Source organism: Streptomyces sp. NPDC034111 (genome assembly GCF_055575375.1).
In genome coordinates, this window is sequence record NZ_JBVIST010000012.1 from 54,758 (window position 1) to 76,677 (window position 21,920).

Annotated in this window: 19 protein-coding genes; 11 read left to right on the plus strand and 8 right to left on the minus strand. The window is 73.6% G+C overall.

Annotation, left to right across the window (positions count from 1 at the left end):
- Positions 1 to 214 precede the first annotated feature (214 nt).
- Positions 215 to 868, minus strand: coding sequence for a TetR/AcrR family transcriptional regulator (locus ACZ55A_RS24675; protein ID WP_468843902.1), 654 nt, complete (start codon positions 866 to 868; stop codon positions 215 to 217).
- Between the two features lie 149 nt (positions 869 to 1,017).
- Between ACZ55A_RS24675 and ACZ55A_RS24680 the strand changes: the two genes are divergently transcribed.
- A complete protein-coding gene (locus ACZ55A_RS24680; RefSeq protein ID WP_468843904.1) occupies positions 1,018 to 1,788 on the plus strand; it encodes an SDR family NAD(P)-dependent oxidoreductase in 771 nt (256 codons plus the stop codon).
- A gap of 97 nt (positions 1,789 to 1,885) precedes the next feature.
- Here ACZ55A_RS24680 and ACZ55A_RS24685 read toward each other — a convergent pair whose 3' ends face one another.
- Both ACZ55A_RS24685 and ACZ55A_RS24690 read right to left on the minus strand, forming a co-directional pair.
- The gene (locus tag ACZ55A_RS24685; protein WP_468843907.1) at positions 1,886 to 2,209 is read right to left on the minus strand and encodes a nuclear transport factor 2-like protein; all 324 of its coding nucleotides are present in this window, start codon (positions 2,207 to 2,209) and stop codon (positions 1,886 to 1,888) included.
- 61 nt (positions 2,210 to 2,270) lie between these two features.
- Positions 2,271 to 3,338: a DUF3533 domain-containing protein gene (locus ACZ55A_RS24690; protein WP_468843909.1), complete on the minus strand. Its 1,068-nt coding sequence runs from the start codon at positions 3,336 to 3,338 to the stop codon at positions 2,271 to 2,273.
- Positions 3,339 to 3,567: 229 nt separating this feature from the next.
- On the opposite strand from ACZ55A_RS24690, the gene ACZ55A_RS24695 reads away from it, so the two are divergent.
- Entirely contained in the window at positions 3,568 to 7,134 is a 3,567-nt protein-coding gene (locus ACZ55A_RS24695) for a DNA polymerase III subunit alpha (RefSeq protein WP_468843912.1), read from the plus strand.
- Positions 7,131 to 8,201 (plus strand): DNA polymerase Y family protein, encoded by a 1,071-nt coding sequence (locus ACZ55A_RS24700; protein ID WP_468843914.1) that lies wholly within the window; start codon positions 7,131 to 7,133, stop codon positions 8,199 to 8,201. Before ACZ55A_RS24695 ends, ACZ55A_RS24700 begins: the two co-directional genes overlap by 4 nt.
- On the opposite strand, the gene ACZ55A_RS24705 is transcribed toward ACZ55A_RS24700, so the two are convergent.
- Positions 8,192 to 8,839 carry a pyridoxamine 5'-phosphate oxidase family protein gene (locus tag ACZ55A_RS24705; protein ID WP_468843917.1) on the minus strand — a complete coding sequence of 216 codons (648 nt, stop codon included), beginning with the start codon at positions 8,837 to 8,839 and terminating at the stop codon, positions 8,192 to 8,194. The two genes, ACZ55A_RS24700 and ACZ55A_RS24705, sit on opposite strands and share 10 nt — an antisense overlap.
- A 306-nt stretch (positions 8,840 to 9,145) precedes the next feature.
- Here ACZ55A_RS24705 and ACZ55A_RS24710 point away from each other — a divergent pair, with 306 nt between their 5' ends.
- Entirely contained in the window at positions 9,146 to 9,994 is an 849-nt protein-coding gene (locus ACZ55A_RS24710) for an esterase/lipase family protein (RefSeq protein ID WP_468843920.1), read from the plus strand.
- Positions 9,995 to 10,065: 71 nt separating this feature from the next.
- On the opposite strand, the gene ACZ55A_RS24715 is transcribed toward ACZ55A_RS24710, so the two are convergent.
- Positions 10,066 to 10,653: a TetR/AcrR family transcriptional regulator gene (locus ACZ55A_RS24715; RefSeq protein WP_468843922.1), complete on the minus strand. Its 588-nt coding sequence runs from the start codon at positions 10,651 to 10,653 to the stop codon at positions 10,066 to 10,068.
- A gap of 88 nt (positions 10,654 to 10,741) precedes the next feature.
- Here ACZ55A_RS24715 and ACZ55A_RS24720 point away from each other — a divergent pair, with 88 nt between their 5' ends.
- Positions 10,742 to 11,224 carry an SRPBCC family protein gene (locus tag ACZ55A_RS24720; protein WP_468843924.1) on the plus strand — a complete coding sequence of 161 codons (483 nt, stop codon included), beginning with the start codon at positions 10,742 to 10,744 and terminating at the stop codon, positions 11,222 to 11,224.
- A 6-nt stretch (positions 11,225 to 11,230) separates the two neighbouring features.
- Here ACZ55A_RS24720 and ACZ55A_RS24725 read toward each other — a convergent pair whose 3' ends face one another.
- On the minus strand, positions 11,231 to 12,514 hold the full coding sequence (locus ACZ55A_RS24725) for an APC family permease (RefSeq protein ID WP_468843926.1): 1,284 nt from the start codon (positions 12,512 to 12,514) through the stop codon (positions 11,231 to 11,233).
- Between the two features lie 80 nt (positions 12,515 to 12,594).
- On the opposite strand from ACZ55A_RS24725, the gene ACZ55A_RS24730 reads away from it, so the two are divergent.
- Positions 12,595 to 13,050, plus strand: coding sequence for an Lrp/AsnC family transcriptional regulator (locus ACZ55A_RS24730; RefSeq protein WP_468843929.1), 456 nt, complete (start codon positions 12,595 to 12,597; stop codon positions 13,048 to 13,050).
- Positions 13,051 to 13,166: 116 nt separating this feature from the next.
- Here the strand turns inward: ACZ55A_RS24730 and ACZ55A_RS24735 are convergent, their stop codons facing one another.
- Positions 13,167 to 14,204 carry a lytic polysaccharide monooxygenase auxiliary activity family 9 protein gene (locus ACZ55A_RS24735; protein WP_468844232.1) on the minus strand — a complete coding sequence of 346 codons (1,038 nt, stop codon included), beginning with the start codon at positions 14,202 to 14,204 and terminating at the stop codon, positions 13,167 to 13,169.
- Between the two features lie 384 nt (positions 14,205 to 14,588).
- Between ACZ55A_RS24735 and ACZ55A_RS24740 the strand changes: the two genes are divergently transcribed.
- Entirely contained in the window at positions 14,589 to 15,845 is a 1,257-nt protein-coding gene (locus tag ACZ55A_RS24740) for a methyltransferase domain-containing protein (protein WP_468843932.1), read from the plus strand.
- An 11-nt stretch (positions 15,846 to 15,856) separates the two neighbouring features.
- Here ACZ55A_RS24740 and ACZ55A_RS24745 read toward each other — a convergent pair whose 3' ends face one another.
- Positions 15,857 to 16,786 carry a GNAT family N-acetyltransferase gene (locus tag ACZ55A_RS24745; RefSeq protein ID WP_468843934.1) on the minus strand — a complete coding sequence of 310 codons (930 nt, stop codon included), beginning with the start codon at positions 16,784 to 16,786 and terminating at the stop codon, positions 15,857 to 15,859.
- A gap of 382 nt (positions 16,787 to 17,168) precedes the next feature.
- On the opposite strand from ACZ55A_RS24745, the gene ACZ55A_RS24750 reads away from it, so the two are divergent.
- The 4 genes from ACZ55A_RS24750 (at position 17,169) to ACZ55A_RS24765 (ending at position 21,524) form a co-directional block, all read left to right on the plus strand.
- The gene (locus ACZ55A_RS24750; protein WP_468843936.1) at positions 17,169 to 17,564 is read left to right on the plus strand and encodes a GntR family transcriptional regulator; all 396 of its coding nucleotides are present in this window, start codon (positions 17,169 to 17,171) and stop codon (positions 17,562 to 17,564) included.
- 193 nt (positions 17,565 to 17,757) lie between these two features.
- Positions 17,758 to 18,534, plus strand: a complete 777-nt coding sequence (gene ddaH / locus ACZ55A_RS24755) for a dimethylargininase (RefSeq protein ID WP_468843938.1) — start codon at positions 17,758 to 17,760, stop codon at positions 18,532 to 18,534.
- A 72-nt stretch (positions 18,535 to 18,606) separates the two neighbouring features.
- Positions 18,607 to 19,569, plus strand: a complete 963-nt coding sequence (locus ACZ55A_RS24760) for a pirin family protein (protein WP_468843940.1) — start codon at positions 18,607 to 18,609, stop codon at positions 19,567 to 19,569.
- Positions 19,570 to 19,820: 251 nt separating this feature from the next.
- Entirely contained in the window at positions 19,821 to 21,524 is a 1,704-nt protein-coding gene (locus tag ACZ55A_RS24765) for a cholesterol oxidase substrate-binding domain-containing protein (protein WP_468843942.1), read from the plus strand.
- The last annotated feature ends 396 nt before the right edge of the window (positions 21,525 to 21,920 follow it).

The window sequence follows — 21,920 nt, forward strand, 5'->3', positions numbered from 1 at the left end:
CGGTCCGGAAGGAAGCGATCCGGCCGCCGACCGGTCGTTCGGGAGGGTTTCGATCTCCGCTGATTGGCTGAAGAGGGGGGCCGGAGGCACCCTCCGTCCGGCCGTGGAGTCCCGTAGCGGTAAGAGCCACCCGGCCGCCCGCCGCCTTACCGCCCCGGTCCGCTCCCCTCCGGCCGTCCGCCGTCGCGCGCGTCCGGCTCCGGTAGCGCCGCCCTCACGCTCCGTCCGGCTCCGCCAGTCCCGCTGTCAGCGCGCGCATGGCCCGCACCACGAGGGCGCCCGGCCCCTGCGGCCCGTCCGCCGGCGCGTCTCCCGCTGCCCACTCCTCCACCGCGACCCGCATCGCGGTGTTCGCGGCGGCCGCGGCCAGCCGCACCTCCAGCGGGTCCGCGCCCGTCAGCCGGGCCAGGACCGGCCGCAGCGCCTCCTCGGCATCGTGGTGGACCCGGTGCCAGACCGCCCGCAGCGCCGGATCGCCCGGCATCGCCTTCAGGAGCCCCCGGGTCCGGTCCAGCGCCTCCGCGGCGGGCTCGTCGGCGGGGGTCAGCGCCCGTCGGGCGGCCCGCTCCAGCTCCTCGCGTACGGGACGTGCGCCCGCTCCGGCCGGCGGTGCGGCCAGATCGTCGATCCACTGCCGCACCCCCGCGGCGAGCAGCGGCGCGACCGCGTCCTCCTTGGTGCGGAAGTAGCGGTAGAAGGTGCGCAGCGCGACCCCGGAGGTGCGGGCGATCTCGTCGGCGGTGACCGCGGCACCGCGCTCCGCGAACAGGTCCGCCGCGGTGCGCGCGATCTCCAGCTGGGTCTCGGCCTTGCGCCGCTCGGTCAGCGAGGGGCGGGGCGACGGTCCGGGGCGGGGCTCGGTCGGCATGGGCACAGCTTACGGAGCGCAACGCCACCTCGTCACACCGAGCACGCTTGGCACATCGTGCCACCAAGGCGTACCGTGCGCCCGGGTACGGCGTAACGGTCCGGCGCGGAAGCGGCGCCCGGCCTCCCGCCGGGAAACGGAGCAGCACCATGAACCGCTTTGCAGACCGCCGCGTCCTGATCACCGGCGCCGGCTCGGGCATCGGACAGGCCACCGTCCAGCGGATCCTCGCCGAGGGAGGCCGGGTGGTGGCGGCGGACGTCGACGCGGCCGGGCTGCGGCGCACCGCCGAACGGGCCACCGCGGACGGGGCCGCGGGACGGCTGGAGACCGCGGTGCTGGACATCGCCGACGAGGCGGCGGTGCGCTCCGGTGTCGCCGCCGCGGTGGCCGGCCTCGGCGGCCTGGACGTCCTGGTCAACGCGGCCGGCATCCTGCGCTCCTCGCACACCCACGAGACCGGCCTGGACTTCTTCAACCAGATCATCGCGGTCAATCTGACCGGCACCTTCCTGATGATCCGTGAGGCGCTGCCCGCCCTCCTCCAGGGCGAGGCGCCGGTCGTGGTCAACTTCAGCTCCACCTCCGCCTCGTTCGCGCACCCGTACATGGCGGCGTACGCGGCGAGCAAGGGCGGCATCCAGTCCATGACGCACGCCATCGCCAGTGAGTACAGCAGGCAGGGGCTGCGCGCGGTGTGTGTGGCGCCGGGCTCCATCGCCAGCGGTATGACCACAGGACGCGGGCCGGGGCTGCCCGAGGACGCCGATATGGCGCTGTTCGCCAAGCTCGCCCCGGCCATCGGTGAGGGCTTCGCGGGGCCGGAGACCGTCGCCGGTGTCATCGCGATGCTGGCCTCGCGGGACGGTGCGTTCATCACCGGCACGGAGATCCGGATCGACGGCGGCACACATATGTGATCCGCCGGGCGCCCGGCGCCTGTGTGCTCCGCCGGCGCTCGGCGGAGCACACCCGCCGGGCGCCCGCCCTCATGCCCGCAGGATCCGTGATCCCGCCTTACGCCTGCCCGGTCTCGAAGCGGCTCACCTTGCCGTCGACCACCGTGAAGCGCCAGCGCGTCCGCATCTGGCCCCAGGTGTCGTTGCGGTAGTCGGCCACCAGCGAGCGCCCGTCGTCCGACTCCGACTGCACGTCCATGTGCCCGCGGGAGCCGAAGATCTCCTCGTCGGACCAGTGCATCAGGTCCCGGTCGGAGCCGTCGTCGGACATCGTGGCGTCCGGGGTGAGGGCGGCCAGGAAGGCGTCCCGGTCGTTGGCGTTGATGGCGGTGACCAGGGCGCGTACCGCGGGGTCGGACAGCCGGGCGACGGGGAGGGTCATGGTGGTTGCTCCTTGGGGTGGTTCGGGTGGGGGGAGTGCCGTTCGGGGGTGAACGGCGGGTTCAGGCCGCCGGCGCCCGCGCGTGGGCCGTGCCCTCCTGTGCCGTCCGCTCCGTCCTGCGGAAGACCGACAGCAGCACGGTGAGCACCGTGCCGCCCACCGCCCAGGCGGCGAGCACCAGCAGGGGCCCGGTCATCGCATGGCCGCGGAAGTAGGCGAGGGAGCGCGCCGCCCAGGTCCCCGCGCCGGGTGGCAGGGCGGGGCCGATCGCCCGCCAGAAGGGCGGCAGCAAGGGGTACGGGTAGGCGCCGCCCGCGCTCGGGTTGCCGAGGATGACGATCAGCAGGATGGCCAGGCCGATGCCGAGGATGCCCAGCAGGGCCTGGCAGGCGAGGGTGGTGGCGCCCACCGCGAAGACCACCAGGGCGCCCAGTCCCCACAGTCCGAGGAAGGCGCCGGGCAGGGCGCCCAGGACCGGGCCGACGACGATCGCGCCGGCCAGTCCGGCGGCGACCGCGTACAGGGCGAGTGCGGCCAGCCGGATGACCGCCCGGTGCCCGTTGGAGGGGCGCGCCCCCGCGCTGATCGCGAGGATCGCGGCGCACAGATAGCCGCCGACGCACCAGCCGACGACGAGGTAGAAGGACGACAGGCTGCGGCTGTCGCCCTGGTCGGCGGGGGCGATGTCCACCGTGCGTACGGTGCGGTGCCCGCGCTTCTCGGCCGCGCGGACGGCCAGTTCGACCGCCTGGGAGAGGGAGGCCCCGCCGCCGCTTGCCACCAGCAGCCGGTCGGTGGTGCCGCGCGGGCCGGCGATCAGCGCGCCGTCGATCTTCCGGTCGGCGATCTGCTGCCGTGCGGCGCGCTCGGAGGGGAGCGCGCGCGGGTCCAGGGGGGAGCCGGGCAGCCGGTCCAGCGTGCGCACCAGCTGCCCGCCGACGGGCGGGGGAGCGACCACACCGAGCGGTACGTCGGCCGGCCGGGGGTGGTGGAAGGCCCCGGTGTAGGAGGTGATGAACGCGATCATCAGGCCCAGAACGCCGAGCACCAGCAGCGCGGCATGCGGCGTCACCGCGCTGCGCACCTCCCCGGCGAAGGTGGTGCGGGTGCCGTCGTCCGTCGGGCCCATACAGCGCTCCTCGCACTCGCGGCGGCGGATATGAGGCTTTCGCTCCCACATCTTGCGGGCGGTGGCCGGGGTGCGCAGATCGGGTGGGGCTGATCGGCGGACGCCGACGGCGGTCTTCGACCCGGCCCGGCGTGTTGTTCGTACGAATGTTCGATGGGCGGGTTATGGTGGAGGTGAGGAACGAGGGACATCGGGTCGGCCGGGGGCGGGTGAGGTGCAGGAGGTGCGGATGCCAGGGTTCACGCATCTGCACACCGCTTCGGGGTTCTCCCTGCGCTACGGAGCCTCCCACCCGGAGCGGCTGGCCGAGCGTGCCGCCGAGCGCGGGATGGACGCCCTCGCGCTGACCGACCGGGACGGCCTCTCCGGCGCCGTACGCTTCGCCAAGGCCGCCGCCGAGGCCGGTATCCGCCCGCTGTTCGGCAGCGAACTCGCCGTGGCGGAGCGCGAGCCGGGGCCCGCGGCCGGTACCGGCACCGCGCGGCGGCGCACCCCGGTGCGCGGCGGCGCCTTCCTCGACGAGTCCGCCGCCCGCGCCGTCTTCCTGGCCCGTGACGGAGCGGCCGGCTGGGCCGCCCTGTGCCGGCTGGTCTCGGCCGCCCACGCCGGACAGGCGGAGCAGCCCGTCCTGCCCTGGAGCGCCCTCGCGTCCGCCGCGGACGGACTGACCGTGCTGCTCGGGCCGGACTCCGAGGTCGGCCGGGCGCTGGCCGCCGGCCGCCCGGACCGCGCCGCCCGGATCGTCGCCCCCTGGCGCGAGCTGTACGGCGAGGCGCTGCGCCTGGAGGTCGTCGACCACGGCCGGCCCGGCAGCGGCCCCGGCTCCCCCCGGCTGGCCGCCCGCACCCTCGGCTTCGCCGTCGACCAGGGCATCCGCGCCGTACTGACCAACGCGGTCCGCTACGCCGACCCCGGCCAGGGCCCGGTCGCCGACGTACTGGACTCCGCCCGCCGCCTGGTGCCGGTGGACCCGCACCGCCCCGAGTCCTGGGACAGCGGCGAGCGCTGGCTCAAGGACGGCGCCGCGATGAGCCGCACCGCCGAGCGGATCGCCGAGGCGGCCGGTTTCCGCCGCGGCCTGGCGCACCGGCTGCTCGCCATGACCGAGGAGACCGCAGGCGCCTGCCTGGTCGACCCGCAGGACGACATCGGGCTCGGCCGGATCCACTTCCCCGAGCCGCGGCTGGTCGGCGCGGAGCACCGCACCGCCGCCCGGGTGCTGCGCTCACGCTGCGCCGCCGGCATGGTGCTGCGCGGCTACGACCGCGACCGGGAGCGCTGGGCGCGGCTGCACGACGAGCTGCGCACGATCGAACGGCTCGGCTACCCCTCGTACTTCCTGACGGTTGCTCAAGTGGTGGACGACATACGGGAGATGGGCATCCGCGTTGCGGCCCGCGGGTCCGGCGCCGGGTCGCTGGTCAACCATCTGCTGGGCATCGCGCACGCCGACCCGGTCGAGCAGGGGCTGCTGATGGAGCGCTTCCTGTCCGAGCGGAGGGCGGCGCTGCCGGACATCGACATCGATGTGGAGTCCGCCCGCCGGCTGGACGTCTACCGCGCGATCTTCGACCGCTTCGGCGCGGAGCGGGTCGCCACGGTCTCGATGCCCGAGACCTATCGCGTACGGCACGCCGTACGGGACGTGGGGGCCGCCCTGGGCATGGACCCGGCCCGGGTGGACCGGCTCGCCAAGGCCTTTCCGCACATCCGCGCCCGCGACGCACGGGCGGCGCTGACCGAGCTGCCGGAGCTGCGCGGGGTACGGGAGGCCGGCGGGGAACGGCTGTGGCAGCTGGTCGAGGCGCTGGACGCACTGCCGCGCGGGATCGCCATGCATCCGTGCGGGGTGCTGCTCTCCGACGCCACGCTGCTGGACCGTACGCCCGTCGTGCCGACCAGCGGCGAGGGCTTCGCGATGTCGCAGTTCGACAAGGACGACGTGGAGGAGATGGGGCTGCTCAAGCTCGATGTGCTGGGGGTGCGGATGCAGTCCGCGATGGCGCATGCGGTCGCCGAGATCGGCCGGGCCACCGGGCGCCGGCTCGACCTCGACGACCCCGCGCAGGTGCCGCCCGGCGACCCGGCCACCTACGGCCTGATCCGCTCGACCGAGACGCTGGGCTGCTTCCAGATCGAGTCGCCGGGCCAGCGCGATCTGCTCGGCCGGTTGCAGCCCACCACCTTCCACGACCTGGTCGTCGACATCTCCCTCTTCCGGCCGGGCCCGGTCGCCGCCGACATGGTGCGGCCCTTCATCGAGGCCCGGCACGGCCGCAGGCCGGTCCGCTATCCGCACCCCGACCTGGAGGAACCGCTGCGCGAGACCTATGGCGTGGTGGTCTTCCACGAGCAGATCATCGAGGTGCTGCGGATCATGACCGGCTGTGCGCGGGACGAGGCGGACGAGAAACGCCGCGCGCTGTCCGACCCGGAGCTCCAGGGCCGGGTGCGCGCCTGGTTCGCCCAGTGTGCCGAGCGGCGCGGTTACGCACCCGATGTGATCGCGCGGACCTGGGAGATCGTCGAGGCCTTCGGCTCGTACGGCTTCTGCAAGGCGCATGCGGTGGCCTTCGCGGTGCCCACCTACCAGTCCGCCTGGCTCAAGGCGCACCACCCCGCCGCCTTCTACGCCGGGCTGCTCACCCACGACCCGGGGATGTATCCGAAGCGGCTGCTGCTGGCGGATGCGCGGCGGCGCGGGGTGCCGGTACTGCCGCTGGATGTGAACCGGTCGGCGGTCGCCCACCGGATCGAACTGGTGTCCGGTGCGGAGGGTTCCCCTGGCGTCTGGGGGCTGCGGCTCGCCCTCTCCGACGTGCACGGCATGAGCCAGGCCGAGGCGCGGCGGATCGAGGCCGGGCAGCCCTACCGCTCCCTCCAGGACCTGTGGCAGCGGGCCAGGCCGAGCCGTCCGGTGGCCGAACGCCTGGCCCGGGTCGGCGCGTTGGACGCCTTCGGCGCGAACCGACGGGACCTGCTGCTGTACCTCAGCGAGCTGCACCACCACGGGCGCCACGCACCCGGCGGCCAGCTGACGCTGCTCACGGACCAGGAGGACCGGGCCGAACCGGTCGAGCCGGTGGGGCTGCCCGACCTCACCGACACCGAACGGCTCAGCGCCGAGCTGGGCGTCCTCGGCATGGACGCCTCCCGTCATCTGATGGCCGATCACCGGGAGTTCCTCGCGGAGCTGGGCGTGCTGCCGGCCCGGCGGCTGAAGGGCGCCAGGAACGGTGAGACGGTACTGGTCGCCGGGGCCAAGGCGGCCACCCAGACGCCGCCGGTCCGCTCCGGCCGCCGGGTCATCTTCACCACCCTCGACGACAGCACGGGCCTGGTCGACTGCGCCTTCTTCGACGACTCCCACGAGACCTGCGCCCACACCGTCTTCCACTCCTGGCTGCTGCTGGTGCGCGGTACCGTCCAGCGGCGCGGGCCGCGCAGCCTCAGCGTGGTCGGTGCGGCCGCCTGGAACCTCGCCGAGCTGGCCGAACTCCGCCGTGCGGGCGGCCTGGAGGCGGTCATCGCCCGGCTCGCCACGGAGCCCGGCCGGTCCGCGGCCGGGGCGGACAAGGGCTCCGGCGAGGGCTCCGGCGAGGGGCCCGGTGAGGAGACCGGCGAGGGGCCGGACGAGAGGGCCGGCCAGGAGCCCGAGACGGCCGGCGCGCCGGGCCGCACCATCCGGCTGGAGACCGGCTACGAACTGCACCCCTGGGCCGACCTCCAGCCTCCGGGTGAACGCGCCGCCACCGGCCGCAAGTTGTGGCACTCCAGCCCGGGGAGCGCGGGATGACCCCTGACTCGCGGCCGCCCGCCGCACCGCTGGAGCCCCCCGGCGCACCGCGCCCGCCGGGCCTGCTCCACGTACGCTTCGAGACCGTCGACGGGACCTCCGTGAGCGCCGGGCAGTTCGAGCAACTGCTGCGGCTGCTCGCCCAGTTCACGCCGGTGATCGAGGCGCTGCCGCCGGACGCCGCGCTGGCGGACGTGCGCGGTGCGCTGCGCTACTTCGACCGGGACGCGGCGGGCATCGCCGAGCTGATCCGGCTGCGCGCGCTGGTCTGGCAGGGCGTACGGTGCACGATCGGGGTCGCCGCCAACCCGCTGCTCGCCCGGATGGCGGCCCAGGGGGCGGCGCCCGGCGAGATCCGGGTCGTCCCGGACGAGCCCCGGGCCGTCTCCGCCTTCCTCGACCGCCGGCCCGCCTCGGCGCTGCACGGCGTCGGCCCGGCGACCGCGCGCGCCCTGTTCGCGTACGGACTCGACAGCGTCGGCCGGATCGCCGCCGCACCGCCCGCGACCCTCCAGCGGATCCTCGGCGCGAAGACCGGCCGGATGGTCCACGAACGGGCCCGCGGTATCGATCCGACGCCGGTGACGCCCAATGCCGCCGCCCGCTCGATGGGCGCCGAACACCGCTTCGCCCACGATGAGTTGGACCCGGCCAGGCGCCGCCGGGCGCTGCTCTCGCTCGCCGACGACCTCGGGGCCCGGATGCGCGCGAGCGGGCAGGTGGCCCGCGCCCTCACCCTCACCGTCCGCTACGCCGACCGCTCCACGACCACCCGCACCCGGCGGCTGGCCGAACCGACCGCACACGGCCCCGCGCTGACCGAGGCGGCCTATGCGCTGCACGCCGCGCTCGGGCTCCAGCGGGCCCGGGTCCGGTCCGTGGCGCTGCGGGCGGAGGACCTGTGCCGCGCCGAACTCGCCGCCCGGCAGCTGACCTTCGACGCGTCCGACGACAAGGCACACCGCATCGAGGCGGCCGTCGACCGCGCCCGGGCACGCTTCGGCTCCGCAGCCGTACACCCCGCGGCGACCCTCCACCGGAAGACCCCGCCCCGCTCTCAGCCGTAAAGCCGCTCCGCATACCGCGGGCCGTAGTGCTCCTCCAGGGTCTCCAAGGGCACGTCCTGGGCCTCCACGCCCTTGACGATCCGGGCCCGCGAGGGCAGCGCGTCGGGCTGCCAGGTCTCCGGGTCCCACAACGCGGAGCGCAGGAACGCCTTGGAGCAGTGGTAGAAGACCTCCTCGACCTCCACCAGCAGCGCCAGCCGCGGGCGGTTGCCCTTGACGGTCAGCGCGTCGAAGAACGGGGCGTCCCGCAGCAGCCGGGCGCGGCCGTTGATCCGCAGGGTGTCACCGCGCCCAGGAAGGACGAAGTCCAGCCCGACATGGGGATTGGCGAGGATGTTCAGGAAGCCGTCCAGGCGCTTGTTTCCGGGGCGGTCCGGTATGACCAGGGTGGTGTCGTCCAGCACATGGGTGAAGCCCGCGGGGTCGCCCTTGGGCGAGACATCGCACCGGCCCTGCGCATCCGCGGTGGCCATCACGCAGAACGGCGAGCGGGCCAGCCACTGCCGGTCGAGGTCGTGCAGCCGGTGGCGGGTCTTGTTCGCGGCATGCGCGGTGGGTTCGCCGATCAGCTCGCGCAACTCCGCCGCCGACGCGATCTCCTCGATCCCCGTCAGCTCCGCGGTCCGTGCCGTCTCCATCGGTCTCTCCCCTCGGTCACTGCCCTGGTCAGGCGTCATCGACTGTAGGCGAGCGGTCTGACAATCGTGCCGCTGCGGCGCAGGAGTGATGTACGGGACACGGCGCAGGCATGAAACGGAGGTTGCGGACCCCGGACGTACCGTGAAGGCCGTGTGCCGGATCCTTCACCGTCACACCGCTGGTCCACCCTGCTTACCCAGCCGTAACTTACTTGCCAGTCAACTGCGTTGGCCCTTGCGATCCGGATCGCAGGTGAACGGCTCACCGAGCACTTCGGAGTCCCCTCACCCCGCAAGGAGCATCGTATGAAGCTGCGCTGGTCAAGAGCGCTCACCCTTCTCCCCGCCCTGGCGCTGGCCTTCGGCACCACCGCCGCCCCAGCCGCTGCGGCCCCCACCGTCAGCAGCGGCTGGAACAACTACTCCTGCAAGCCCTCCGCCGCGCACCCCCGCCCGGTGATCCTGGTGCACGGCACCCTCGGCAACTCCGTGGACAACTGGCTCGGCCTCGCGCCCTACCTGATGGCCCGCGGCTACTGCGTCTTCTCCCTGGACTACGGCCAGTTGCCCGGCGTCCCGTTCTTCCACGGCCTGGGGCCGATCGAGACCTCCGCCCAGCAGCTCGCCGCCTACGTCGACCGGGTACTGGCCGCCACCGGGACGCAGCGGGCCGACCTCGTCGGCCACTCCCAGGGCGGCATGATGCCGCGGCTCTACCTGAAGTTCTACGGCGGCGCGGACAAGGTGAACACGCTGGTCGGACTGGCCCCCGACAACCACGGCACCGATCTGAGCGGCCTGACCCGGCTGCTGGATTACTTTCCCGGCGCCAAGGACCACCTCGACAAGCTGACCCCCGGCCTGACCGGCCAGATCGCCGGTTCCCCCGTCCTGAACCGCCTCAACGAGGGTGGCGACACCGTCCCCGGGGTGCACTACACCGTGATCGCGACCAAGTACGACGAGGTCGTCACGCCCTACCGGAGCGGGTTCCTCGACGGCCCCGATGTGCGCAACGTCCTGCTCCAGGACCTGTGTCCCGCCGACCACTCCGAGCATCTGGCGATCGGCCTCGCCGACCGCATCGCCTTCCACGAGACGGCCAACGCCCTCGACCCGGCCCACGCCACCCCGACCACCTGCGCCTCCGCCTGACCGGGAGCCGGCCCGGCCCGCCACCCGCACGGGGCCGGGCCGCGCTCCCGCCCGGTGCCGTCGGCCGCCGGTCAGCCGCCCGCCAGCAGGGCGTCGGTGCACTCCTCGGCCAGCTCCTCGGCGTGCGGCGGCAGCGCCTCACCGCCGCGCAGATGGCGGCGTACCAGCGACAGCGGAAGGTCGATGACGGCGAGCGAGACCCGCTCCAGGCCCAGCCTGCCGTGCACCCCCAGCGCCCCCGCGAGCGCCGCCACGGCCGCCCGGACCTGCATGTTCCCCTCGTCCGCGCGGTGCAGATGCTCCTCCGACCAGTCGTCCCGGCCGAATTCGTGCGCCCCGTACAGGAGCAGCGCCGCCTCCTGGGGGTTGCCGCGGCTCCAGGCGATGACGTGCCGGGAGGCCGCCCGGGCCCCGGCGCGGGGGTCGTCCCGCGACTCCAGGGCCGCGAAGTAGCCCTTCTGGAAGTCCTCGACCGTACGCAGCCACACCTCGGCGAGCAGCGCCGTACGGCCGGAGAAGCGGTGGTAGAGCGAGCCGCTGGGTGCGCCGACGGCCGCCGCGACCGCCGACATCGTCACGCCCGAGGGCCCGTGCTCGGCGGCCAGCCGCACGGCGGCGTCGAGGAGCTGCGGCAGGTCGAAGCGGGGTGGTCTGGCCATGTTCTAGAGGGTACTCTCCAGTATATTAGAGGCGTATCTCTATAACGCCTCCGGGCGCGCCGGGGGCACGGGCGGAAAGGGCTGTCAGATGGGTGTCTACAACGTGCACGAGCGGGTACTGCCGGTGCCCGGCGCCGAGGCCGGGCTGCTGATCGACGGCCTCTCCGGCGCCGACGACCGGCTCTGGCCGGGCCGCGACTGGCCACCGATGCGGTTCGACGGCCCCCTCGCGCCGGGGGCGGCCGGCGGCCACGGCCCGGTCCGCTACACGGTGGCGGCGTACGTCCCGGGGCAGTGGGTGCGCTTCACCTTCCGAGGGCCGCGCGGTTTCGACGGCTTCCATGAGTACACCGTCCACCCGCTCGGCCCCGACCGCACCCTGCTGCGCCACACCCTCGCCATGCGCGCCCACGGCCCGGCCCGGCTGACCTGGCCGCTGGCCTTCCGCCAGCTGCACGACGCGGTCCTGGAGGACAGCCTGGACCGCGCCGAACACGCCGTTACGGGCACCGTCGCCCGCCCCGCCCGCTGGAACCGCTACGTCCGCCTGCTGCGCCGCCTCAGCAGGTGAACCCGCCTAGCGCCGCACCCGGCGCAGTGTCAGGAAGCCGACCGCGGCACACGCGAGGGCCGCCGGGATCACCAGCAGCCATCCGGCGAAGGCCAGGACCACCGCCGTCAGCAGCGAGCTGGCCAGCACGCCGCACCACAGGGGAGTGCGGCGCGGGAGCAGCAGCAGCGCGGCGGCCAGGCCGGCCAGCGTCACCGCCGCCAGGCAGGTCGCGGTGGCCCTCATCAGCAGGTCCAGATCGGCGCCGCCGCGGACGGCCACCGCCCCCAGCGTCACCGCCACCCCGCCCAGCACCGCGAGCGAACGCCGCGGCACCTCACCCGGCGCGCCGCCCTTGGCGAGCCAGCGGGGTGCCGCACCGTCCCGGCCGAGCGCCGCGCCGAGCCGGGAGGCTCCGGCCAGGTACGAGTTGACCGCGCCGAAGGTGAGGAAGAGCGCCGCCGCGGCGGCCACCGGACGGGCGGCCGTGCCCGCACTGCGGGCCAGCAGCTCGGTCAGCGGGGTTTCGGTGCGGGCCGCGGCCGGTCCCAGTACACCGATCGTGACGACCGCGAGGCCCAGATAGAGCACGGTGATGATGACGAGCGTGCGGCGCGTCACCCGGGGCAGATCCCGCGCCGGATCGGCGAACTCTCCCGAGAGATGGCTGGCCGCCTCCCAGCCGGCGAACGCGAAGAACAGCACCGACGCCGCCGAGCCGACCGACGTCCAGCCGCCGGGCAGAAACGGGCTGAAGTGCGCGGCGGACACCTGGGGGGCGGCGGTCAGCACCGTGCACAGCAGCACCGCCGCCAGCAGCCCGCCGAGCAGCAGCTGCACCCGCCCTGACATCCGCAGCCCCACCGCGTTGGAGACCAGCGAGCCGACCAGCACCGCACCGGCGACCGCGGTCGCGCCCCCTTCACCCCAGCCGGCCGCGTCGGCCGTGTACTTCCCGCCGATCAGCGCCGCCGAGACCACGCCGATCGGCACCGCCCCGTAGAACCACCACCCCACCACGGCCGCGGCGCGCGGCCCGATCGCCCGGTGGACATAGGTGGCCACGCCCCCGCCGTCGGGGAACCGCGCGCCGAGCGCCGCGAAGGAGGCGGCCACCGGCACACACATGGCCAGCAGCACCACCCAGGCCAGGATCGAGGCGGGCCCCGCCGCCGCGGCAGCCAGGGACGGCAGGGTCAGGACACCGGGGCCGAGCACCGCGCCGGCACACAGTGCGGTCCCGCTGCCGACGCCCAGCCGCCGTACATTCGTCTGTTCACAAGCGGCGGGAGAGGTCTGTTGTACGGTCACAGGCGCAGAAGGTAACCGTCCAATTGATCAATTCGACTCTTCACCGAACGAAATTCGGCAGGTGCACCACCATGGACCCCATGGACGCCATTGATTCGGCGATTGTCCGCGAACTCCAGGGCGATGCACGGCAGACCAACCGCGAACTCGCCCGCAGGCTCAATATCGCACCCTCCACCTGCCTGGAGCGGGTCCGGGCGCTGCGCACCCGCGGTGTGATCACCGGCTACCGCGCCACGGTCGACCTGCGCGCCCTCAACCGTCCCGTTCAGGCGCTGCTCACGATCCGCATCCGCCCCATGAACCGCGAGGTCATCGAGCGCTTCAAGGCCTTCCTGACCTCACTGCCGGAAGTGCTCAATGTCTATGTCGTCGCGGGCGGCGACGACTTCCTGGTCCATGTCGCTGTCCCGGACGTCGACCGGCTGCACGCTCTCCTCATGGACCAGGTCTTCAAGCGCCGCGAAGTCGTCGACTGCCGCAGCTCGGTCGTCTACCAGCACGTCGCCAACGACATCATCGAGCCGCTGCCCTGAACGGCCCGTGACAGCGCGAGGCCGCCCCCTTGGCGAAGGGGGCGGCCTCGCTTCCCCGGGCCGTGGGGTGCCGGGGTGTACGGGATGCCGGGTACCGGCGATCCGGGGGCCGGCTGTCAGCCGCGCCGGCGGGCGGCCCGGCGGCGGGCGGTGGCGAACAGGACCCCGGCGCCCAGGGCCAGTACGGCCGCACCGCTGAGGGCTATCGGGGCGGTGGAGCTGTCGCCACCGGTCTCCGCCAGCCGCTGCCCGCCGACCGGCTTGGCGCCGCCGTCCGGGTGCGCGGCGTTGCCGTCGGCGGCCGGGTGGGCGGCCTTGCTGCCGGCGTCCGGACCCGCGGCCCGCGCCGGCTCACCGTCCCCCGCCGAGAGCGGGGCGGCGCCGTGCCCGCCCGTACCGCCACCCTGATGACCGTGGTGCTGGCCGGTGCCGATCGACGACTTGTCCGCACCCGCCGCGAGCTGCGCGTCGGTCGGCGCGGAGGCCGCCCGCGTGGACGTCCCGGCCGCCCCGCCCGTGCCCTTCCCGAACACGACGTCCGAGCAGGTGTAGAACGCCTCCGGGCTGTCCGACCGCTGCCAGATGCTGTAGATCAGATGGCGCCCGGACCGCGCCGGCACCTTCCCGTCGAAGACGTACGCCCCGTTGACCAGCTTCGGGTCGGTGACCTTCGCGAAGGGCTTCGACTCCAGGTCCGACCACTTCAGCGGCTTGCGCGGGTCGTAACCGGCCTTGGTGAGGTACAGCTCGAAGGAGCCCCTGTGCGGGGCGGTGGCCTTGTAGCGGAACGTGTGCTTGCCGGCCCGCATCTTGGAGGCCGGCCAGTCGGCGCGCGGCAGGTCCAGCCCCTTGAAGGCGGGGTCAGCGGCGCTGCACAGCTTGCCGTCCGGGATCTTCTCCTTGGACTTGCCGCCCGCGTTGCCGTCGCGCACCCCGTTCCAGTCGTAGAACGCCTGCGCCCCGCCGGCCTGCACGGCTGCCTTGCACGCCGCGGAGTCGGGGCTCTCCGGCCCCTCCGCGTAGCAGGCCAGCACCCGGCTGACCGGGTCCGACATCGAACCGTGCGCGGCGGCCGGGCTCGCGGTGAGCACCGTCAGTGCGAGCGGCGCAATGCCGACCAGCGCGAACGCGGCGGCCTTCCGGCGAGCGGTCATCCCAGCGGTCTTCGGAGGGGTCATCGGAGCGGTCATCGTGGGGGTCTCCTTCATCAGTTGCGTCGAACGGGGCACACGGCAGCGGGGGGTGGGGGGTCGGGATGCATCCGTCGGCGCCGCCCCCCGGTAAGCGGCGCCGACGGCCTGCAACGCCGCCTTGCGAGCAGCACGCTAGCCGCGCTGAACAGCGGATTTGAGCCCCGAAGGCCGCTCCTGAGGATCTTTATGGCGCGCTTAAGACACGGCTAAGCGGGGGCACAGGCAGGCGGGGAGAAAGCGGGCATTGTGCCGGGAGCGGCGGCGAACGCCCGCCGCCGGCCGACCGGTTGGGGGCCGTCGTCCCTGGTCACGGTCGTTGTCAGTGGGCGCTGGCACCATCGGGGTATGACCAGCAACGCATCCAGCGATCCGCCGCCGCAGACCATCGGCCGGCTCCTCGGCGAGGGCGCCGACCGCCCCGCCGGCCCGGCCGGACCGCCGCTTCCGGCCAACGATGCCGCTTACTGGGACGCGGCGGCCGAGACCTTCGACGACGAGCCCGACCACGGGCTGCGCGATCCCGCCGTCCGCGCCGCCTGGGCCGCCCGGTTGCGTGGCTGGCTGCCGTCCGGGCCCGCCGACATCCTCGATCTGGGCTGCGGCACGGGGAGCCTGGCGCTGCTCGCCGCCGAGCAGGGGCATCGGGTGCTGGGCATCGACCGTTCGCCGCGGATGACCGAGCGGGCGCGTGCCAAGACGGCGGGCCGGGAGACCGCCTTCCTGGTCGGTGACGCCGCCGAACCGCCCGTGGGGGAGCGGCGGTTCGATGTCGTCCTGGTGCGCCATGTGCTGTGGGCGCTGCCCGATCCGGCGGCCGCGCTGCGCCGTTGGGCCGCTCTGCTCGTTCCCGGGGGACGGCTGGTCCTGGTGGAGGGCCGCTGGGGCGAGGTCGATCCGGCCGGCCTGGCCGCCACCGAACTCTCCGCTCTCGTCCGCCCGTTGGCCGCGCACAGCGTCCTGGAAGACCTCTCCCGCGACCCGGCACTGTGGGGCAAGGAGGTGACCGACGAGCGGTACGCGCTCATCGCCCACGTCCCGCCGCGGCACCCTGAAGGGGCCGGCCTCCCGCCCCGGGACACCGGAGGGGCCGGCCTCCCTCGGCGGCACACCGAAGTGGTCGACGTCCACCTGGTACTGCGCCGCGGCGAGGAGGTGCTGCTCGCCCGCCGGGCCAACACCGGCTATGCGGACGGCTTGCTGCACGCCCCTTCGGGCCATGCCGAGGACGGTGAGGACGTCCGGGAGGCCATGATCCGGGAGGCCGCGGAGGAGCTCGGGCTGCGGCTGGCGCCCGAGGACCTGCGGGTCGTGCTCGTCATGCAGCACCGCGCCCCGCCCCCGGCGCAGCCACGGATCGGCTGGTTCTTCGAGGCCGCGTACGGCGCGGGCGGCGAGCCGTCGAACCGCGAGCCGGACAAGTGCGCCGAGCTGGTGTGGCACCGGCTGGAGGCTCTGCCGGACGACATGGTCGCGTACTGCCGGGCCGGCCTGGAGGGCCTGCGTGCCGGGCACCGCTTCCTGCTCCACTGGCACCGGCCCGGCGACGCCGTCGCCCACGACCCCTCGGCCCCGGACCGTGCGATCGCCCTGGACGCCCCGTGACCAGCCGGTCCTCAGCCCCGCCCCAGCTCCCGTACGTACCGCCACTCCCCGGCGAACGGCCGGTAGCCGAAGGCCCGGTTGATCGCGAGCATCGGGGCGTTGGCGGCGTCGTTTCCGGTAAAAGCCTCGGTGCAGCCGGCGTCGCGGGCACGGTGCAGAGAGGCCGTCTTGGCCAGCCGGGCCAGGCCCCGGCCGCGGAAGGCGCGGCGGGTGCCGGTCATGGCGGAGGAGTAGCGGCCCAGTCCGTCGGTTGCGGCCAGACTGAAGGCGGCGACCGCACCGTCGACGGTCACCACCGAGGTGAGGTCCAGGTCGAGCAGGGGGTGTTCCCAGGTGCGCAGCAGCCAGTCCTCATAGGTCATGGCGTCGGCCGCGACATCGCCCGGTTCGTCGGCGCCAGCCTCGGCGTCCGCCGCGTACAGCCGTCGCGGATCTGCCTCCAGGTCCGCGCCGGTGAGCAGCCGGACGCCGGCCGGCAGGGCGGAGGGCAGCGGCGGCAGTGCGGCCGCGGCCAGATCGAGGCGGAGGTAGTGGGCCGGGCGGGTGCGGCGATAGCCCCGGCGCTCGGCGAAGGAGTGCGCGCCGGGTTCGTCGACGGCCCAGCCGAAGAGATGGGTGGCGCCGGCCTCCGCAAGGTGCTCCTCGGCCGAGGCGAGCAGGGCCTGCCCGATGCCCCGCCGGCGGTGGTCGGGGTGGACGTGCGGGGTGGCCGCGGCCTGCGCCGGGACGCTGCTGTCGTGCAGCAGGGCGGCGCGGACCGTCCCGACGATCCTGCCGTCCCGCTCGGCGACGAAGACCCGCAGACACTGCGCGGGGGAGGCGGAGGAGACCCCCCAGGCGATGCTCTGCGGGGTGGCGATCAGATACGGTACGGCGGCCCGCCGCAGCTCGGCGACGGCCTTGGCATCGGCGGGGCGGAAGTCGCGCACGGTATGCGTCATGGCTGCGGACGGTACGCGCCGAGGCGCCGCTTTGCCGCTCCTTTTCCGGCGGTTGAGCCGCGATATGCCGGGGGCTTCTGGCTTTTCCGTACCGGTGTGCGGCGGGGGCTCATGACTGACGGGCGCCACTGCGCCACCCACTCGGAGCCGGGCAGAGGCCCAAGCCATTGCCCCGTGGAGCCGTCCGCAGGAAGAGAACAGGAAGAGATCAGGACGAGATCGGAAGAGATATCGGCGCCTCCCGGCCCGGCCAGCGCTCCTGCCGCACAATGGATGCGACAAACATGCGCACCGACGGGTACGGCCCACCACGCCTCCCCGGGCTTCCCGGGAGCGCGGGTCCCGCGCCCGCCCGCCCCGCCACCAGCACCAGGAGCGCCCCGTGTCCCCGCAGGCCTCGACCCTCACCCTCACCATCGATCCGGCCTCCGCCGCCGCACCGTTCGAGCAGGTACGCACCCAGATCGCGGACCAGGCCAGGAGCGGCGGTCTGCCGGTCGGCTACAAACTTCCCACCGTCCGCGGTCTCGCCGAAGAGCTCGGCCTGGCCGCCAACACCGTCGCCAAGGCCTACCGCGCACTGGAGACCGACGGCGTGATCGAGACCCGCGGCCGCAACGGCAGCTTCATCGCGGCGGCCGGTGACGCCGCGGACAAGGAAGCCGCCGCGGCCGCCGAGAACTACGCCCGACGCGCCCAGCGGCTCGGCCTGGACCACCGCGCCGCCCTCGCCGCCGTCGAGAACGCCCTGCGCGCGACGTACGGCGCCGACGCCTGAGGCGCAGGCGATCCGGGGCGTACGGAGACGGAAAGGCCGGGACGGAAAGGCCGGGACGGGAAGCCCGAGACGGGAAGGCCGGGACAGAAAGGCCGGGACGGGAAGCACGGGACGGGCGGCGTCGTCACCTGAAAGGATCCCAGGGGGCTCCTGAGCCCCAGGACCCAGCCGGATCTGAAAGGAGCCCCAGCAGATGACCGGCAAACAGGCACTCGTCCGCCGTCCCGGCCCCCGCCTCGCCGAGGGCCTGGTCACCCATATCGACCGGCGCCCGGTCGACCCCGCGCTCGCGCTGCGCCAATGGGAGGCCTATGTGGCCACGTTGCGCGACCACGGCTGGCAGATCACCGAGGTCGCCCCTGCCGACGACTGCCCCGACGCGGTCTTCGTCGAGGACACCATGGTCATGTTCCGCAATGTCGCCCTGCTCGCCCGGCCCGGCGCCGACCAGCGCCGCCCCGAGGTGCCGGACGCCCGGGCGGCCGTCGAGGCGCTCGGCTGCTCCGTCAACGAGATCCGGCCGCCCGGCACGCTGGACGGCGGCGACATCCTCAAGGTCGGCGACACCGTCTACGTCGGCCGCGGCGGCCGCACCAACGCCGACGGGGTACGCCAACTCCGTTCCGCCTTCGAACCGTTGGGCGCCCGTGTGGTGGCGGTCCCGGTGACCCGCGTACTGCACCTCAAGTCCGCGGTGACCGCACTCCCGGACGGCACCGTCATCGGCTACCCGCCCCTGGTCGACGACCCGTCCGTCTTCCCCCGCTTCCTCCCCGTCCCCGAGGAGTCCGGCGCGCATGTCGTCCTTCTGGGCGGCGGCAGACTGCTGATGGCCGCCGGTGCGCCCAGGAGCGCCGAGCTCTTCGCCGACCTCGGCTATGAGCCGTTCGTCGTGGACATCAGCGAGTTCGAGAAGCTGGAGGGCTGTGTCACCTGTCTGTCCGTACGACTGCGCGAGCTGTATGCATGACGGGGCCCGCACCCGCACGCCACCTCGTGCGCCTGCCCCTGCTGGTCCGCCGGCCGTGCCTATCGTGACGCCATGAGCAACCTCGACCTCAGACCCACGCCCAGCCTGTGCGGCGGCACCGCCCGTACGGGCCCGGTCCGCGACGTCCAGCCCGGCAAACAGGTGCCGCTCGGCGAGAGCACCGTCGTCCGCAGACTGCTGCCCAACCTCGGCCGCCGGATGGTCGGCGCCTGGTGCTTCATCGACCACTACGGCCCCGACGACATCGCCGGCGAGCCGGGCATGCAGGTGCCGCCGCATCCGCACATGGGCCTGCAGACCGTCAGCTGGCTGCACGAGGGCGAAGTACTGCACCGCGACAGCCTCGGCAGCCTGCAGACCGTACGGCCACGGGAACTGGGCCTGATGACCTCGGGCCGGGCCATCGCCCACTCGGAGGAGTCCCCGTACGGCCATGGCCCGCTGCTGCACGGTGCCCAGCTCTGGGTCGCGCTCCCCGCCGAACACCGCGACACCGCCGCGCACTTCGAGCACCACAGCGACCTCCCCCTGATCACCGGGGGCGGCGGCCTCTCCGCCACCGTCATCCTGGGCGAACTGGACGGCGCCACCTCACCCGGCACCACCTACTCCCCGCTGATGGGCGCCGACCTCACCCTCACCGCCGACACCGACACCCGCCTCCCCGTCGACCCCGACTTCGAGTACGCGGCCCTGACCATCTCCGGCGAAACCGAGGTCGACGGCGTCCGCCTGGCCCCCGGCGCCCTCCTCTACCTCGGCTGCGGCCGCACCGAACTCCCCCTGCGCGCCCACTCCGACAGCAGCCTGATGCTCCTCGGCGGCGAGCCCTTCGAGGAGCGGATCATCATGTGGTGGAACTTCGTGGGGCGGTCGCAGGAGGACATCGAGGAGGCCCGCGCCGACTGGATGACGGGCTCCCGCTTCGGCACCGTTCATGGCTACGACGGTGAGCGGCTGGCGGCGCCCGAACTGCCGCCGGTGGCGCTGAAACCGCGGGGACGGGTGCGCTGACCCGGGGTGATAGCTGGCCTGTGGGTTGCGATGGGCGGGGGCGTGGCCGTGTGCTCCGTCGGGCCGCGGGGGCTTGAGCAGGTGCGGCGCGCCGGGCGTGGATGGCCGGCGCCGCACGGGCATTGCAACTGATGGGGCGTCACCTTACCCTTCCGGCACACCCCCACCGCACCGGGGCGCTCGTACGGTCTCACTCCTACGAACCGTGCGCGGTGCAACGGGGCGGCGCGCCGCGTGCCGGAAGGACAGGCATGTCCGACGACAGCGCTCGAAGAATCCCCCTCACCCGCCGCACGCTGCTGAACGGGGCCGCCGCCGCGGGGCTGACCGCCGCGGCCGGGCTGCGGCCCGCTCATCGCATCCCCGCCGGCAGTGCCGCGGCCACCCTTCCCCCTCCGCCCGGCTTTCCCGCGGGCATTCCGCTCGCGCAGCAGGCCTTCAGGAACTGGTCGCTGGAGATCGTGGTCGAGGGCGTCTGGACGGCCTCGGCCCGTACCCCCGATGACGTGGTAGCGCTCGCCAACTGGGCGCATGAGCACGGCTACCGGCTACGGGCCCGGGGCAAGGGCCACACCTGGGCGCCGCTGGTGTTACCCGCCGGGGCCGACACCGCCCGGACGGTCCTCGTCGACACCGCCTCCCACCTCACCGCGGTCCGGGTGCGCGCAGGCAGCCCCGGGAGCGTCACCGCGCAGGCGGGGGCGACGCTGGACAGCATCCTCGCCCGTCTGGAGGAGTCGGGGCTCGGCCTGGCCGCCACCACCGCGCCCGGCGATCTCACCATCGGCGGGGTGCTGGCCATCGGCGGGCACGGCACCGGCGTGCCCACCGCCGGCGAAAAGCCGCCCGCCGGGTCCGGTTTCGGCACCCTGAGCTCCCTGGTCACCTCCCTCACCGCCGTGGTGTGGAGCGCGGCGGCGGGCCGCTATGTCCTCAAGACCTTCACCCGCGCCGACCCGGACATCCGTGCCTTCCTGGTGCACCTGGGGCGGGCGTTTGTCACCGAGGTGACGATGACCGCGGCGGCCAACACCCGGCTGCGGTGCCAGAATTGGTACGACGTGAACGTGGCCACCGTGTTCGGCCCGCCCGGTACGGGCCGCCGGACGATCGGCTCCTACCTGGACCGCACCGGGCGCGTCGAGGCCATCTGGTTCCCGTTCACCGATGTGCCCTGGCTGAAGGTGTGGAGCGTGGCCCCCGCCAAGCCGCTGTTCGCCAAGCAGATCGACACCCCGTACGCCTACAGCTTCGCCAACCGGGTCACCGAGGAGATGTCGCGGCTGCTCGGGGAGATCGCCGCGGGCGGGGGCGACAGGACGCCCGCCTTCACCAAGCTCGCGATGTCCATCGTCGGCTCCGGGCTGATCGTCACCGGTACCTGGGACGTATGGGGCTGGTCGAAGAACGCCCTGCTGTACGTCGAGCCCACCACCCTGCGGATCGTCGAGGCGGGGTGGGCCGTTCTGACCTCCCGGTCGAATGTGCAGCGGGTGGTCAGCGACTTCCACTCCTGCTATCAGCGCGTGCTGACGGCTCATCAGGGACGTGGCTCCTACCCGGTCAACGGCCCGATCGAGCTGCGCATCACCGGGACCGACCCGCTGGACGGCCCCCTGCTGTCGCCGGCCCTGGCCCGTCCGGACCGTCCCGAGTGGGACACCGTGGTCTGGCTCGACTTCGCGACCTATCCCGGTACGCCCGGCGCGGCCCCGTTCTTCCGTGAGCTGGAGCAGTGGATCTGGCGGACCTACACCGGTGCGTATGCGACCGTGCGTCCCGAGTGGTCCAAGGGCTGGGCCTATACGGACAGCGGGCCGTGGAAGGACCCCGCCGTACTGGGCGGCACCGTACCGGCCGCCTTCGACGGCTGGCGCACGGCCCGGGACACCCTCAACTCCTATGACCCGGCACGTGTGTTCTCCAACGCCTTCCTTGACGTGCTGCTGCCCTGAGGGACCTCTTCGGGACGGTCTCTCTTGCCGGCCGTCCCTGCCCTGCGGGGGAGCGGGGGCGGGGGCAGCCGGCGCAGGGCTCGGGCACCGCGATCTCCACGGCGCTCAGGAAACAACCTGCTAAGCGGTCATCGCGAAAGTTGGCGGGAATCCTCTGCCGGCCGGTCCGTATACCTTCCGGAAAGCTACTCCTGAGTGTGTCAAGTTCCTACGACAACGCGTCCGTGGACAAGCACCTTACGGCCGGGGAAACTTCGCCCGTGCACTGCCCGAAGAGTGCGCCCCTGGTCACCGGCAGCCGGGCGGAATTGTGGAGTCCGGCCACCCTCACAAGCAATGAACGAGGCAGTGGCCGCGCGCGATGACACGGTTTCCGGTCATCTCCAACAAAACTCC

Bases quoted from the DNA above. Each gene is read 5' to 3' on its own strand.
- ACZ55A_RS24730 (WP_468843929.1), top strand. From the start codon at position 12,595: ATGGACGCCATTGATTCGGCGATTGTCCGCGAACTCCAGGGCGATGCA.
- ACZ55A_RS24745 (WP_468843934.1), bottom strand. From the start codon at position 16,786: ATGACGCATACCGTGCGCGACTTCCGCCCCGCCGATGCCAAGGCCGTC.
- ACZ55A_RS24735 (WP_468844232.1), bottom strand. From the start codon at position 14,204: ATGACCGCTCGCCGGAAGGCCGCCGCGTTCGCGCTGGTCGGCATTGCG.
- ACZ55A_RS24695 (WP_468843912.1), top strand. From the start codon at position 3,568: ATGCCAGGGTTCACGCATCTGCACACCGCTTCGGGGTTCTCCCTGCGC.
- ACZ55A_RS24740 (WP_468843932.1), top strand. From the start codon at position 14,589: ATGACCAGCAACGCATCCAGCGATCCGCCGCCGCAGACCATCGGCCGG.
- ACZ55A_RS24680 (WP_468843904.1), top strand. From the start codon at position 1,018: ATGAACCGCTTTGCAGACCGCCGCGTCCTGATCACCGGCGCCGGCTCG.
- ACZ55A_RS24720 (WP_468843924.1), top strand. From the start codon at position 10,742: ATGGGTGTCTACAACGTGCACGAGCGGGTACTGCCGGTGCCCGGCGCC.
- ACZ55A_RS24705 (WP_468843917.1), bottom strand. From the start codon at position 8,839: ATGGAGACGGCACGGACCGCGGAGCTGACGGGGATCGAGGAGATCGCG.
- ACZ55A_RS24690 (WP_468843909.1), bottom strand. From the start codon at position 3,338: ATGGGCCCGACGGACGACGGCACCCGCACCACCTTCGCCGGGGAGGTG.
- ACZ55A_RS24710 (WP_468843920.1), top strand. From the start codon at position 9,146: ATGAAGCTGCGCTGGTCAAGAGCGCTCACCCTTCTCCCCGCCCTGGCG.
- ACZ55A_RS24760 (WP_468843940.1), top strand. From the start codon at position 18,607: ATGAGCAACCTCGACCTCAGACCCACGCCCAGCCTGTGCGGCGGCACC.
- ACZ55A_RS24700 (WP_468843914.1), top strand. From the start codon at position 7,131: ATGACCCCTGACTCGCGGCCGCCCGCCGCACCGCTGGAGCCCCCCGGC.
- ACZ55A_RS24715 (WP_468843922.1), bottom strand. From the start codon at position 10,653: ATGGCCAGACCACCCCGCTTCGACCTGCCGCAGCTCCTCGACGCCGCC.
- ACZ55A_RS24685 (WP_468843907.1), bottom strand. From the start codon at position 2,209: ATGACCCTCCCCGTCGCCCGGCTGTCCGACCCCGCGGTACGCGCCCTG.
- ddaH (WP_468843938.1), top strand. From the start codon at position 17,758: ATGACCGGCAAACAGGCACTCGTCCGCCGTCCCGGCCCCCGCCTCGCC.
- ACZ55A_RS24675 (WP_468843902.1), bottom strand. From the start codon at position 868: ATGCCGACCGAGCCCCGCCCCGGACCGTCGCCCCGCCCCTCGCTGACC.
- ACZ55A_RS24765 (WP_468843942.1), top strand. From the start codon at position 19,821: ATGTCCGACGACAGCGCTCGAAGAATCCCCCTCACCCGCCGCACGCTG.